Raw genomic sequence first — 13270 nt, 5'->3', positions numbered from 1 at the left:
AGATTTCAACAGTGAAACCTTGCCGAAATGCTGCGAATGGTATTTTCTACAAAAAGATTTTGAACTATGAGCTAAAGCTGAAAAATTAGATATTGCCTCTCTAAATAACTCAGCTCTGATAACTCTGCCAAATTGGAAAGCGCCAAATTGGAAAGTATGGCGATTTAAAAAGCATGAAAGTACTTGGTATTGAAACCAGCTGCGACGAAACAGCAGCCGCCATTGTTGATAGTGATCACAACATTCTCTCCAACAAGGTTCTTACCCAGTTGGAAGAGCACAAGCCCTATGGTGGTGTCGTTCCCGAGATTGCAGCACGCAGCCATATGAACCACCTTGATCGCCTCATCAGATCTGCGCTGGAAGAAGCCGATCTGGACTTTGATCAACTGGATGGCATCGCAGCAACAGCAGGTCCTGGCCTGATCGGTGGCGTTTTTGTCGGTGTGATGACAGCCAAGGCAATCGCTGCCGCGCGCAAGCTCCCTTTCCTTGCAGTGAACCATCTGGAAGGGCACGCTTTGACCGCCCGTCTCACCGAAAAAGAAGCAGCCGACTTTCCTTACCTTCTTCTTCTTGTCTCCGGCGGACATTGTCAGCTTCTCGCCGTTGAAGATGTAGGGCGCTATACCAGATTGGGCGGCACCATTGATGATGCCGTTGGCGAAGCTTTCGATAAAACCGCCAAGATGATGGGGCTTCCCTATCCCGGGGGGCCTATGATCGAACAGATTGCCAAAGATGGAGATCCTAAACGTTTTGATCTTCCACGTCCGATGAAGGGGCGTCCGGGATGTGATTTCTCTTTTTCCGGTTTGAAAACAGCCGTGCGCAAAAAAATTCTTGAATGCGCCAGTGATGAAAATAATCAACAACCGGATATCGCAAACCTGAGCACACAGGACAAAGCCGATCTCGCGGCCTCATTTCAAATGGCTGTTGGCGATGTCCTTGTTGATCGCTGCAAAAAAGCGATGGAAGTCTTTCAGGATACCTATGGTCGCCCCGGACCATTGGTCGTTGCAGGCGGTGTTGCCGCAAACTTGACATTGCGCTCACGTCTTACAGAGCTCACGGATACATATAATACCAGCTTACTGGCCCCACCGGTTAAGCTCTGTACCGATAATGGTGTTATGATCGCTTGGGCTGGGTTAGAGCGTTTGCGCCTGGGGCTGACAGACTCACTGGATTTCGCCCCCCGCCCCCGTTGGCCGCTTGACCAACTCACAGGCGTAGAGGCGTCAAAATCATGACAGACAAGCATCAAAAAAAAATCGGCGTCCTTGGAGCCGGTGCTTGGGGTACCGCTCTTGCTGCTGTTGCAGCAGAAGCAGGAAACGATGTTATCCTCTGGTCACGCAATGAAGATGTTGTTTCAGATATAAACAAAAATCATGAAAACAAACTCTATCTAAAGGGTGCAAACCTCAGCCCTAAAATTACGGCGACAGCAGAAACATCAGCCCTTCGGCACTGTGATGTCCTTTTATTGGTTGTACCTTCTCAACACTTGGGTGTGGTTCTAGAGGCCGGTAAAGACCAAATAGATCCAAAAACTCCGCTCGTTCTCTGCACCAAAGGGGTAGAAATCAAAAGCGGGCTTCTCATGACTGAGATGATCGCGGAGATACTGCCGCAAAATCCCATCGCCGTCCTCTCAGGACCAACCTTTGCTATTGAGGTTGCCAACAAACTGCCTACTGCGGTTACTCTTGCCTGTGCAGATGAGAGTTTAGGCAAGGCTCTGTCAAAGACACTCAACAATCGCTCCTTTAGAATTTACCAGTCTCTTGATCCTATCGGGGCCGAAATTGGCGGTGCAGTAAAAAATGTCATCGCAATTGCCTGTGGTATCGTCGAAGGCAAAAAACTTGGCGATAATGCTCGTGCTGCCCTGATTACCCGTGGTCTATCAGAAATTGTAAAGCTTGGCCTCGCAAAAGGTGGTCGACGTGAAACCCTCATGGGCCTTTCAGGAATGGGGGATCTCACCCTCACCTGTACAGCCACGCAATCCAGAAACTACGCCCTTGGTAAAGCTTTAGGCGAAGGTATCGCGATACAGGATTACCTGAAGGGCCGGATTACAGTCGCCGAGGGATTAAGCTCCAGTAAATCGGTGACGGAGTTAGCCCAGAGCCTCTCTATTGATATGCCGATCTGTAGTGCCGTGTGTGACATTCTGCACAACAACGCTAATATTGACGAAACCATCGCCCAACTCCTCGCCCGCCCTCAAAAAGCAGAGGCCTAAAGAAATTAAAACCTTGATTCTCCAGCAGTAGGAAACGCCCAATGAAGTTTATTTTTTCATGTGTCGATAAAAAAGATCACGCCCACGTCCGTGCCGAGAACCGTCCGGCCCACCTGGAATACCTCAACAAGTTTATCGACCACATTGTCGTTGCTGGTCCAACTTTGGGCGTTGATCATGAAAGCATGACCGGTAGCCTCTTGATCCTCGAATTTGATACCGATGTTGCCGCTCAAGAATTCGCCCTCAACGATCCCTACAACAAAGCTGGCCTTTTCGAGCAGGTAACAATCACGCCTTGGAAACAGGCCCTGCCAAAATAAGGTTAAGATCACTGTAGATCTTTGTTTGAGTGGATTATCATTCTGCATACCAATAGCACTGCTTGTTTACCCGGCGAGCAGTGTTATTCTGTTTATGGATATAGCCTAAAAAGGAGGATACTTTGGCATACTGGTTGATGAAAACAGAACCCGGTAGTTGGTCTTGGGAAGATCAGGTTGCCAAAGATGTTGAGCATTGGGACGGTGTTCGCAACTATCAGGCATCGAACAATATGAAGGCGATGAAGGTAGGTGACCGTGTTTTTTTCTATCATTCTGTGAAAGAAAAAAAGATCGTTGGCATCGTCGAGGTTTGTAAAGAATATTACCCCGATCATACCGATAAATCCGGGCGCTTCGGGATGGTTGATGTCAAAACGCTTCATCCCATGACCACGCCAGTCAGTTTAGAAGAAATCAAAGCTCATCCCGAATTGCAGGAAATGGCTCTTATCAAACAATCACGTCTTTCCGTCATGCCCGTAAGGGATAAAGAGTGGAACATTATCTGTGGGATGGGTGAAACGAAGCCTGCTTAAACAAGCCACAAATACAAAGCTTTGATGCAAGGTTATGCTGTCAATCTGTATTAGATAAACGGATCTAATCTTTCGCTAAAATCTTGCCAACGGCTTCTTCCAAAGCTGTTATCAACCCTTGACCTTCTTTGCCGCCATCGCCTTTGATCTTTTGTGCAATGATAATCCGCATAGTGTTTACATGAACTTCGATCAGGTCCAGACGCTCGCCTGCGGCTTCAGCATTTTCCTGAATAAAATGGCATAGTGACTTTGCAGCCATCGACAAAAGCGGATAGCTAAAGGTTGCTGCCTGCCCCTTGATATTATGGCCTATGACGTGGATCTCTTTTATAGAGTCAGCAGCTTTGGCAGAATCACCTTTGGCCGTTTGAAGAAACTCATCAATACGTGTGATCTCTTCACTAACCAGGACTTCATAGTCACCTTCCATCTCTGAGAGTGCCTGCTCTGCTTTTTCAACGATGTCCTCAAGTTCAGGGCCACCTTCGGATGGCACCTTGGGCTTCAGATTGTTGGTTGGCATATGCAATTTCACTTCCACTTTAACGTCCTGTATATTTCTGAAACGACCACTACTTGATCCCAATTATCCAATCTGGATCCGATCTGAGTTTCAGGCATATTATCATCTAGTTTACAGGATGAAACCTTAATCAAGTGCAAAGAAAAGAATAGGACAAAGCAATTCAACCAATAGTAGTTTTGTCTTTTAAAACCTTGTCTTACCCTTTAGGTCGCCTGAGAGAATCTACGTAAAGGTTGATCGGTAATCGGCCAGTGAACAATAGCAGCGAAGACGCCGAGAAAGATAGAAATCCACCAGACCAGATCATAGGATTGCGTTGAATCGTATAACACCCCCCCCAGCCACACGCCGATGAAACTTCCGACCTGATGACTAAAGAAAACAAAACCAAACAAGGTTCCCATATATTCCGGCCCAAAAATCTGGGCGACAAGACCGGATGTTAGCGGAACAGTACTCAACCACAAAAGCCCCATGACAAAGCCAAAAGCAAGAAATGAAACCGTCGAAGCTGGCACTAAAATAAACGCAAGAATTGCAACAGAGCGGGCAATATAAATACCTGATAACAGATATTTTTTACGATAAGCGCCACCCAGAGCACCCGCGGTATAGGAACCAAAAATATTCGCTAATCCAACCAGCGCCAGTGTCCAGGCACCCACTTCCGGTGCCAGACCTTTATCAATGGCATAGGACGGGAAGTGGACCGTTATAAAGGCTAGATGGAAACCACAAACAAAGAAGCCAGCGATCAATAGCCAATATCCTCTGTGCCTCGAAGCTTCTTTTAACACCGCCGACATAGACATATCTGCACCCTGATCAACGGAAACGTCAGAGATCGGCGAAACGCCTCGTAAAAAATAAGCTGCGGGTACAATCAACATCAAAAGTCCGGCAAGGATTAACAAGGCATCCTGCCAACCAAAGCTTTGTAACAGGCTACTTCCCAAGGGAATGATAAGAAACTGCCCCAAAGAAGCCGACGCCGTTGCAATCCCCAGCGCCAAAGAGCGCTTGTCTTCCGAAACAGATCGCCCGATAACAGCCAAAACAACACCAAAGGTTGTTCCGCTTAAACCAATACCAACAAAGAAGCCCGGCCCCATATGAGATGCAATCGGCGAATAATCCATCACGCCAAGAATGATGCCTCCAGCATAAACCAGCGCGCTCAATGCCAATACGCGCCCGGCACCATAACGATCCGCAATCATACCAGCAAAAGGTTGCGCAGCCCCCCAAAGCAAGTTTTGGATGGCCAAAGAAAAGGCCAAAATTTCCCGCCCCCAGCTCAACTCGTCCGAGATGGGTTTGACAAAAAGGCCATAGCTGGACCTGACACCAAAGGCCAAACAAAGCACGAGGCATCCTGAGAGCAAAACAACCCAGATCGGCCTTGAAGATGAAATCGCTTTATCAGTTCGTGTCATAGAATTCACTCACACAGGAGGGTGGGAACAGGCAGGAAGAGCTAAATTTTACCCGTCAGGAAAAACAGCTCCCAATCCATAGGGCTGCATCCCAGAATTTAGCGCCGAAAGCTTCCAAAGATCCGGGGAAGATCAGGATCGTCGTCAGGCAAACAACCAGAATGATTAAAATAACCAAAAGATGTTTTATAACAGGTTTCATAATATTGATCATACTCCCTGCAGCAAAAATCACCAATTGAATCAATCTAATCATTAACCCAAGATTTTATAATCCCATATCAAAATCACCTATAGATTCTATGAAATACAATTTTACACCTATAAGTGTTTTCACGTTGCTTTAACTTCTTGGGCTTAACCTGAACAATTACTATCGCGCTTTCAGACATAAGAAGGCAGGAAAAACCCGGGGACCACATGGGCAACGAAAGTTTGATAAGTTCCTTACGCCAGGAACGTGATCGTTTTCTCGCGTTTGCTTTTTGTCGAGCAGACCTTTTGCTTGAACTCTCTGAAAAACATGAAATTGTTTTTGTCAGCGGTGCAACCCAATCCATATTCGGCCGCTCAATAAAAGAACTTATCGGCATGCCCATAGATGACTTGGTTCTGTCTCACGAAGAACCGGTTTTAAAACACCTTCTTTCCGGCATGGTCGGGGGCGTCAGGCCAGACCCGATGAACATCGATTTTAAAAACAAATCGGGCAAAGCCCAGCCTCTTTCACTGACCGGATACTATGTAGAGGATTTGGAAAAGCATTATTTCCTATCCTGCAAACTTCCTTCAGCTATTGCGGCAACCTCGCCAAAAACAAATCGTCAGGCAGGTGGCGCTGTGGTTCATGATCGTGTCAGTTTTGGGAAAACAGCGACCGAACATCTGAAAACCAACCCCGAAGACAAACTCACTTTCATCGAACTTGAAAATTATGATGAGTTCGCAAAAAAACTGGATAAAGATGCCAGACAAGAGCTGTCAGAGACAATCAACAGCTACCTTCGCGCAAGTTCATCAGAAGCCAATTCAGCTGCTTCATTTGGGAATGGTAAATACGGGTTGATCAGCCGCCCGGATCTGGACATAGACAAGCTAACTGATGAAATCTCAAAACAGGTAAAAGCAGCTGATCCCCAAGGCGTTGGTCTGAAGGTTGAACAGGCAAGTATCGCCCTTGCTGACAGTGGGATCTCAGGGGGAAATGCGGCTCAGGCCCTGAGTTTCATGATTCAGCAATTTGCCCACGATCAAAGCGAAAATTTCAGCCTGGAAGATCTGGCACATTCACTTCCGGAAATTCTGGCGCGCATCAAAAAAACGGCCGAGCGTATCATCAGAGTCACCGAAGGTGGCGACTTCATGATTGTCTTCCAACCTATTGTGGATCTGAAAACACGCGCAATCCATCACTATGAAGTTCTGGCCCGTATAAATGATGAAACCGGGTCTCCACAAGAATTCATAAGATCAGCCGAAGACTTGAATCTTATCAAGGGCTTTGATCTTGCTATTTGTCGAAAAGCGATCAAGTGGATACAGAACAATCCCAGCAAACAATTCAACCGTTCAATCGCCATAAACCTGTCCGCAGCTTCCATAGGCGATGCCGATTTCATCAAACAGCTAGTCCCTTTGCTGGATCCTTTGAAAGACACACCAGAAGCCTTGCTGTTCGAAATTACAGAATCAACAAGAATTCCGGATCCGGTTATTGCCAATGAAGCAATGCAGACCCTTCGCAAGCTTGGCCACAAAGTATGTCTCGATGATTTTGGAGTCGGCGAAGCCTCGCTTCAGTATCTCCGCCAGTTCCAGGTTGATGTTCTGAAAATTGACGGAAGTTATGTCCGCGATGCCCTGGAAGACGAAACATCGGCCCATATTCTCAAAGCCATTGCTGATCTGTGCCGGAAGCTCAAGACACAAACAGTTGCTGAAATGGTTGAAGATGAAGAAACGACTCAATTACTAATCAACTGTAATGTTGATTTCGGACAAGGTTATTATTTTGGCCGCCCCTGTAATGACATCAGTATTTTCGAGGAGCCTGACAAACCTCGTACAGTTGTTCGCCGTGGTGAAACAACCGAAACCTGGTCCTAAGGTCTCGCATCGCTCCGCACCACTCATCGTCCTTCTGCATAGCTATCTTTTACTTTGATAGTTAATTATGCAGCCTTCTCAAAGACGATCATCCACAAGCAAGACCCTCGCAAATATGCTCATCAACAGATGCTGCATCGCAACATAATTTTCATTAACAGGACAATAGCTTATCGATTATTTCCAAATTGCCCTTGAGAAATCAGGAAATTCCGTAAATAATCCCTGCGAACAAAAAACCGCTGATAAAAATAAAGCAGCGCAACAATAAATAATAATATAGGGAGACCGAAGCATGTCGGACGCCACTGTTTTTCCCGTACCGGAAGACCTCGCCCAAAAAGCATGGGTAGATGAACCCCGTTACCTTGAAATGTACCAAAAATCCATCGAAGACCCCGAAGCATTTTGGGCTGAACATGGAAAACGCATTCACTGGTTTAAACCCTTTACCAAGGTAAAAGACGTAAATTATGGCCCCGGCGATGTTCATATTCGCTGGTACGAAGATGGCACGACAAACGTCTGCTACAACGCAATTGATCGTCATCTGCCAACAAAAAAAGATGACACGGCAATCATCTGGGAAGGTGATGACCCCAGCGAACATGAGTACATCACCTATGGACAGCTTTATGATCACGTAAGCCGTTTCGCCAATGCCATGAAAGCCCGCGGCGTGAAAAAAGGGGATCGCGTCACCATCTACATGCCGATGATCCCCGAAGCCACCTATGCAATGCTGGCCTGTGCGCGAATTGGTGCCGTTCACTCCGTTGTGTTTGGTGGATTTTCACCCGACGCACTTGCTGGCCGCATTCAAGGCTGTGAATCCAATTGTGTGATTACCGCTGACGAAGGGTTACGTGGCGGACGCAAAGTACCCCTCAAGGCCAATACAGACAAAGCGCTTGAATCCTGCCCTGATGTCGATACCGTTTTTGTTGTCAAACGCACGGGTGGTGATATCAACTGGGACGACAAACGCGACGTCTGGTGGGATGAAGCCTGCGCCGCAGCAGACAAAGAGTGCCCCGCTGAAGAAATGAAAGCCGAAGATCCGCTTTTCATTCTCTTCACATCCGGTTCAACCGGAAAGCCAAAAGGCGTTCTTCACACAACTGGCGGCTATCTCGTCTATGCATCAATGACACACAAGTACGTCTTTGATTATCACGACGGTGATATTTACTGGTGTACGGCCGATGTTGGCTGGATTACTGGCCACAGTTACATCGTCTATGGTCCCTTGACCAATGGCGCGACAACGCTTGTTTTTGAAGGCGTGCCGAACTACCCGACAGCTTCGCGCTTCTGGGAAGTCTGTGACAAACACAAGGTCAACATCTTCTACACGGCCCCGACGGCTATCCGCGCCCTGATGCGTGAAGGTTTGGAAGCCGTCAAGAAAACCTCTCGATCAACAATCCGTCTTCTTGGCACTGTGGGTGAACCGATCAATCCGGAAGCATGGATGTGGTATCATCAGGTCGTTGGTGAAGGTCGCTGCCAGATTGTCGATACATGGTGGCAGACTGAAACAGGTGGCATTCTGATTACACCACTACCGGGGGCGACTCCTCTGAAACCAGGCTCTGCAACACGTCCGTTCTTTGGCGTTAAGCCGCTACTGGTTGATAACGACGGAAAACCGTTAGAAGGTGCAACAGAGGGTAATCTCTGTATTTCTGACTCCTGGCCCGGACAGATGCGGACCCTCTATGGAGATCACGACCGCTTCGTTCAGACCTATTTCTCCACCTATGATGGTCTTTACTTCACTGGTGATGGCTGTCGCCGTGATGAAGATGGCTATTACTGGATCACAGGACGTGTTGATGATGTGATCAACGTGTCTGGTCATCGCATGGGAACAGCCGAAGTTGAATCAGCTCTTGTCGCCCATGCCAAGGTCGCTGAGTCTGCCGTGGTTGGATATCCGCACGAAATTAAAGGCCAGGGTATCTATGCCTATGTAACGCTGAACGCGGGTGAAGAGCCTAGTGACGAGTTACGCAAAGAGCTTGTTACCTGGGTCAGAAAAGAAATCGGCCCGATTGCCACACCGGATATGTTGCAATGGGCACCCGGATTGCCAAAAACCCGTTCTGGTAAAATCATGCGCCGTATTTTGCGTAAGATAGCTGAAAATGACTATGGCAGCTTGGGGGATACTTCCACTTTGGCAGATCCATCCGTCGTTGATGATCTTATTGAAAACAGAATGAACAAGTAAACTATTCTTCGTTTACATCAGAAAGGCAGCTTCGCAGGAGCTGCCTTTTTTGTTTTAGGCCGCCTCAATCAAGCTGGCTCTTTCCATTGTTCCTTCAAGAAATCAAGCAACACACGCAGCTTCAACGGCACAAAATCAAGCTTTTGATAATAGAACCACATTTCAAAGATTTTGCTTTTTAAATCTGGCAGAACCGGCACCAGATCACCTCTTTCAATCTCGTCTTGAATAATCAATGCCGGAATATAGGCAATACCCTGCCCCTGACAAGCCGCCGCAATCAAAGCTTCTGTATTGTTACTGGAAAGCCGTCCAAAAACATCAACGGCAACATCAGCTTTATTTCCACAATCAAAGTGCCAGGTGGTCGCCTTTATGTTTTCACCATATAACAAACATGCGTGTGATTTCAGATCATTGCTTTCAGACAAGGGTTTGCTCTCAGCCAGATAACCCGGGCTGGCAAAAAGCTGATTATAATAGCGACAGAGCCGCCGCCCCACATAAGCCATGGAATCAAAATCATCAATCTGCCGTGCCAGAGAAAGATCAACCCCCGCCATAGGCAGGGTTTCGTACGCAGCAGACTTTAATTCAATATCAATGTCAGGGTTTCTTTTCAAAAAAGATCCCAGAACCGGCAACAAGACCCTATTCAACAGGGGCGAAGGTGCCGCAAGCGTAAGACGACCCCGCGGATTTTGCCCCAGATCCTGCGTTTCATCCAACAAGGTCTGCCACTGACCGTGCAAAGAAACCATGCGATGGTAAAAATTGCTTCCGGCCTCGGTTAAGGTTATCCGGCGAGTGGTTCGCCTTAACAGCTGCACCCCCATCGCAGCTTCCAGTTCTGTGATCCGTTTGCTGATAACCGACGGGCTGACGTTCATAATGCGTGCCGCCGCTGCCATCGTATGATTTTCCACAACCGTTTTAAAAATCAAAGCGCGCTGAAATGAATCCATATTCGTTCCAAAATGAGAATAAACACTTATCAATTATGGTAATTGTTCTCGTTTATTTAAGCAATATGATGCCTCGTCATTTACACGAACCCAAAGGACAAGACGATGTATGTTGTTGAGATTGTGAGCTGGAAAGCGGCACCAAACGTAACGGACCAACAGATGATTGATGCCGTTCAGGCAATGGTTCCCGACCTCGAAAGACTACCCGGATTCAGGTATCAGTCCCTCTCAAAAGATGATGACGGTTTGTGGATGGATATTTACTATTGGGACACCAAAGAAGATGCCCATCAATCAAACGATTTGATGGCGAGCAAACACTCGCTGCAAAACCTTATCCCTCTTATTGATATGAGCAGCCTGAAGATAGATGTTTTGACACCCCATCAAGAGTCAGGCTTAGTAAATTTTTCCTGACAGATACTTTGATCAGAATTGATAAATGCCCCAAATGCTACTTGAAAAACCCTTCTATTTTCTTAGGCACGGTCTAACGGACTGGAACAAAGAAAAGCGTTATCAGGGACAGCGTGACATCCCGCTTAACGACGAAGGCATTCAACAGGCATATCAGGCACAGGCCCTTCTAAAGAACGAAGATATTACTGCGATCTATACCAGCACGTTGAGCAGAGCAAAAAAGACCGCAGAAATCATTAATGAGATCCACAAAGTGTCTTTGCTTGAATCATTGGCGCTACAAGAATGCCATTATGGTTCTTTAGAAGGCCAGCTTAAAACAGACCCGGAAGTCGATGCCAATTGGCGAAAGGGAGTAACACCCAAAGATGCAGAAAACTATCTCAGTTTCTCGAACCGGGTGCTCAACGTAGTAAATGATATTCTGAACAACAACGGTGTGCCCCTCATCGTGGCGCACCGCGCTGTTTTTTGGCCCATCGCAGAGGCAGCAAATATCACCCATGACATCGACTTGGGAAATGCATGCCCGCTTCTCATACACCCTCCAACTTCAGGTAAAGACAGTTGGAGTACAGAGTTTATCGGCGCATAAATCTAAACTCTGTACCTGGTTTATATACTCTTTTTAAACCAAGCCTTCATATACCTTCTTATCCGGGTCGATTGCCGCGCGTTCTTTTTGACGCATCACCTTCCAAACCTGAAATAGAGCATCCGATAACTTGCTTTCCCCGGCAATCGGGGTTGCCTTTGGATCACTTGTGATATTTCCCTGATTCATCTGACTATAATAATCACGCCACAACACAGCAGCACTCTCGTCCAGTCCCTGATCCATCATGATCTGGAGCCAGTCATCTTCGGGCAACGACAGAGATGCGATATGTTTATTCAGAACATTACGTCCGGCTTCAACGATATCGTCCAGACTATAGGCTTCTGGCCCATGCAGCTCTAGCAAACTATACCCTGCAAGCGGGTCAAGAGCTGCCGATACCAGAATGTTGACAAGATCGTTTCGTGCCACCATCGCATAGCTTTGTTTCTCAATAAAAAAGCTGGGAAGAACAGAATGGTGTTTGGCCATCGCCATCCCGGACGCCAGATTTTCCATAATAAAAGCAGTCCGGATGATCGTCAGGTCTTCACAAATGTCTTTGAGATCGCTTTCCAACTGCCCGAGCGTATCCGCCCAACCAAGTTTTTTTTCTGCGCCCATAGCTGATAACAGCACAATTTTTATCTCTCGCGCATGATCAGCCCGAAAATCAGAACCACCGGAAGAAAGCGCATCTATCAAGGCTGATCGATAGTCATCCACAGTGCCCAACAAACCCTCTTCACTTAAAAAGGGCGGGAAGATAACAATGAGTGTCTGCACCCCGGAAAGTGCCTTTGTCCAACTGGCTGCATGTTTGGGGTCACCTTCATTTACCTCAACCCCACGCCCACGCCATAAATCACGACAGGCGGCATCCGCAGTTAAAACCCGAACCAATTGTCCTTGTCCAACTAACTGTTCTGTTACCGCGCGTCCAATGGGGCCACCTGCATCTGCAACAAGGTACATCTCAAACTCCCTTTAGATTAGACGTATCCTTATCTCTCTCCTGATCCGGGCAATCAAGAAACAAAAAGACGCACGAAGGTATTCTTTTAGAACTGTTGGCGAGGATATTGTTTTTATTTTGAACCCAGTAAAATGATAGACTATCTATGAGCTGATTTTTCTCTCTTCAACAGCGATTAAAATCGCCATCTAACTCTCGTCAGAAAGCGACCAATGCGATCAACCTGTCCTATTTCCCAAACACTGGAAATTCTGGGTGATCGCTGGACCCTTCTCATCATTCGTGACCTGATGTTTTTTGGTAAAAGCCAATACAAAGAATTTTTGAGTTCTCCAGAAAAGATATCGACAAACATTCTTGCTGATCGTCTCAAGCGCCTTGAGCAATCAGGTATTATTGAAAAAACATCCTATCAGGATAACCCACCACGCTATGAATATCACCTCACTCAAAAGGGACAAGGTCTCCGCCCGCTCATACGCGAAGTGACAACCTGGGGGCTGGAACATATTGAGAATACCGAGATACCATTGGATGCGCTGAACAAAGGAACTTCCAAGAACGAATCTCCCGATTGATCAACTAGCTTTAACGAACCGCAATCATCAGAGCTTCAAACCGCACTTATCGGGCTTTTGAAACGACTACAGCGTTAAGAAAACGACCGATTAATTTACAAGCGCAATAACACCAAAGGTTGTGCATCAATTAATTTTATATAATGTTTGAATTGTTACCGAACTTCCGCAACCAACCCAAAGCGGTCCTCACCGTTCAGATGGCGGAACCACAATTCTTAGAACATAGTGACTAAACTCAAATATCGACCAATCGCTTAACTGGGCGGGAAGCAGCTATTCGCTGCAAGTGCATAAGGTATGG

General features: G+C 46.8%; 14 protein-coding genes. 9 read left to right on the top strand and 5 right to left on the bottom strand.

The genetic code is table 11. The features are described 5' to 3' along the window. Window positions 1–173 precede the first annotated feature (173 nt). From tsaD to BKB51_RS13755, 4 genes are all read left to right on the top strand, one after another. Window positions 174–1256 carry a tRNA (adenosine(37)-N6)-threonylcarbamoyltransferase complex transferase subunit TsaD gene (tsaD, locus tag BKB51_RS13770; protein WP_085901671.1) on the top strand — a complete coding sequence of 361 codons (1083 nt, stop codon included), beginning with the start codon at window positions 174–176 and terminating at the stop codon, window positions 1254–1256. Beyond that, window positions 1253–2257, top strand: coding sequence for an NAD(P)H-dependent glycerol-3-phosphate dehydrogenase (locus BKB51_RS13765; protein ID WP_085901670.1), 1005 nt, complete (start codon window positions 1253–1255; stop codon window positions 2255–2257). The genes tsaD and BKB51_RS13765 overlap by 4 nt, the downstream gene beginning before the upstream one ends. A gap of 41 nt (window positions 2258–2298) precedes the next feature. Continuing rightward, complete coding sequence (locus BKB51_RS13760) at window positions 2299–2580, top strand: YciI family protein (RefSeq protein WP_085901669.1); 282 nt, start codon at window positions 2299–2301, stop codon at window positions 2578–2580. A gap of 122 nt (window positions 2581–2702) precedes the next feature. Next, window positions 2703–3119 carry an EVE domain-containing protein gene (locus BKB51_RS13755; protein ID WP_085901668.1) on the top strand — a complete coding sequence of 139 codons (417 nt, stop codon included), beginning with the start codon at window positions 2703–2705 and terminating at the stop codon, window positions 3117–3119. Window positions 3120–3183: 64 nt separating this feature from the next. On the opposite strand, the gene BKB51_RS13750 is transcribed toward BKB51_RS13755, so the two are convergent. The 3 genes from BKB51_RS13750 to BKB51_RS20765 all read right to left on the bottom strand — a co-directional run bounded on the left by BKB51_RS13750 (window position 3184) and on the right by BKB51_RS20765 (window position 5286). Further along, window positions 3184–3645 (bottom strand): hypothetical protein, encoded by a 462-nt coding sequence (locus tag BKB51_RS13750; RefSeq protein WP_085901667.1) that lies wholly within the window; start codon window positions 3643–3645, stop codon window positions 3184–3186. A 206-nt stretch (window positions 3646–3851) separates the two neighbouring features. Further along, entirely contained in the window at window positions 3852–5084 is a 1233-nt protein-coding gene (locus BKB51_RS13745; RefSeq protein ID WP_085901666.1) for an MFS transporter, read from the bottom strand. A 55-nt stretch (window positions 5085–5139) separates the two neighbouring features. After that, window positions 5140–5286 (bottom strand): hypothetical protein, encoded by a 147-nt coding sequence (locus tag BKB51_RS20765; RefSeq protein WP_158090235.1) that lies wholly within the window; start codon window positions 5284–5286, stop codon window positions 5140–5142. A 218-nt stretch (window positions 5287–5504) separates the two neighbouring features. On the opposite strand from BKB51_RS20765, the gene BKB51_RS13735 reads away from it, so the two are divergent. Continuing rightward, complete coding sequence (locus BKB51_RS13735) at window positions 5505–7190, top strand: sensor domain-containing phosphodiesterase (protein ID WP_085901664.1); 1686 nt, start codon at window positions 5505–5507, stop codon at window positions 7188–7190. Window positions 7191–7485: 295 nt separating this feature from the next. Further along, window positions 7486–9426, top strand: a complete 1941-nt coding sequence (gene acs / locus BKB51_RS13730) for an acetate--CoA ligase (RefSeq protein ID WP_085901663.1) — start codon at window positions 7486–7488, stop codon at window positions 9424–9426. A gap of 68 nt (window positions 9427–9494) precedes the next feature. Here the strand turns inward: acs and BKB51_RS13725 are convergent, their stop codons facing one another. Beyond that, window positions 9495–10391, bottom strand: coding sequence for a LysR substrate-binding domain-containing protein (locus BKB51_RS13725; protein WP_085901662.1), 897 nt, complete (start codon window positions 10389–10391; stop codon window positions 9495–9497). Window positions 10392–10496: 105 nt separating this feature from the next. Here BKB51_RS13725 and BKB51_RS13720 point away from each other — a divergent pair, with 105 nt between their 5' ends. Together BKB51_RS13720 and BKB51_RS13715 are read left to right on the top strand one after the other, a co-directional pair. Further along, window positions 10497–10811: an antibiotic biosynthesis monooxygenase family protein gene (locus BKB51_RS13720; protein WP_085901661.1), complete on the top strand. Its 315-nt coding sequence runs from the start codon at window positions 10497–10499 to the stop codon at window positions 10809–10811. A 25-nt stretch (window positions 10812–10836) separates the two neighbouring features. Next, window positions 10837–11409 (top strand): histidine phosphatase family protein, encoded by a 573-nt coding sequence (locus BKB51_RS13715; RefSeq protein WP_085901660.1) that lies wholly within the window; start codon window positions 10837–10839, stop codon window positions 11407–11409. Window positions 11410–11442: 33 nt separating this feature from the next. Here BKB51_RS13715 and BKB51_RS13710 read toward each other — a convergent pair whose 3' ends face one another. Then, complete coding sequence (locus BKB51_RS13710) at window positions 11443–12387, bottom strand: SDR family oxidoreductase (protein ID WP_085901659.1); 945 nt, start codon at window positions 12385–12387, stop codon at window positions 11443–11445. Window positions 12388–12600: 213 nt separating this feature from the next. Between BKB51_RS13710 and BKB51_RS13705 the strand changes: the two genes are divergently transcribed. Beyond that, window positions 12601–12966, top strand: a complete 366-nt coding sequence (locus tag BKB51_RS13705; RefSeq protein ID WP_085901658.1) for a winged helix-turn-helix transcriptional regulator — start codon at window positions 12601–12603, stop codon at window positions 12964–12966. Window positions 12967–13270: the final 304 nt, after the last annotated feature.

Origin of the sequence: Kiloniella majae (assembly GCF_002118315.1) — a bacterium.
Taxonomy (GTDB): domain Bacteria; phylum Pseudomonadota; class Alphaproteobacteria; order Kiloniellales; family Kiloniellaceae; genus Kiloniella; species Kiloniella majae.
The sequence above is the reverse complement of the archived record's forward strand: the minus strand, read 5'-3'. Positions and strand labels throughout refer to the sequence as shown.

Coding starts and splice junctions, on each gene's coding strand:
- BKB51_RS13750 (WP_085901667.1), bottom strand. CDS start 3,645: ATGCCAACCAACAATCTGAAGCCCAAGGTGCCATCCGAAGGTGGCCCT.
- BKB51_RS13760 (WP_085901669.1), top strand. CDS start 2,299: ATGAAGTTTATTTTTTCATGTGTCGATAAAAAAGATCACGCCCACGTC.
- BKB51_RS13710 (WP_085901659.1), bottom strand. CDS start 12,387: ATGTACCTTGTTGCAGATGCAGGTGGCCCCATTGGACGCGCGGTAACA.
- BKB51_RS13705 (WP_085901658.1), top strand. CDS start 12,601: ATGCGATCAACCTGTCCTATTTCCCAAACACTGGAAATTCTGGGTGAT.
- acs (WP_085901663.1), top strand. CDS start 7,486: ATGTCGGACGCCACTGTTTTTCCCGTACCGGAAGACCTCGCCCAAAAA.
- BKB51_RS13725 (WP_085901662.1), bottom strand. CDS start 10,391: ATGGATTCATTTCAGCGCGCTTTGATTTTTAAAACGGTTGTGGAAAAT.
- BKB51_RS13735 (WP_085901664.1), top strand. CDS start 5,505: ATGGGCAACGAAAGTTTGATAAGTTCCTTACGCCAGGAACGTGATCGT.
- BKB51_RS13765 (WP_085901670.1), top strand. CDS start 1,253: ATGACAGACAAGCATCAAAAAAAAATCGGCGTCCTTGGAGCCGGTGCT.
- BKB51_RS13715 (WP_085901660.1), top strand. CDS start 10,837: ATGCCCCAAATGCTACTTGAAAAACCCTTCTATTTTCTTAGGCACGGT.
- BKB51_RS13745 (WP_085901666.1), bottom strand. CDS start 5,084: ATGACACGAACTGATAAAGCGATTTCATCTTCAAGGCCGATCTGGGTT.
- BKB51_RS20765 (WP_158090235.1), bottom strand. CDS start 5,286: ATGAAACCTGTTATAAAACATCTTTTGGTTATTTTAATCATTCTGGTT.
- BKB51_RS13720 (WP_085901661.1), top strand. CDS start 10,497: ATGTATGTTGTTGAGATTGTGAGCTGGAAAGCGGCACCAAACGTAACG.
- tsaD (WP_085901671.1), top strand. CDS start 174: ATGAAAGTACTTGGTATTGAAACCAGCTGCGACGAAACAGCAGCCGCC.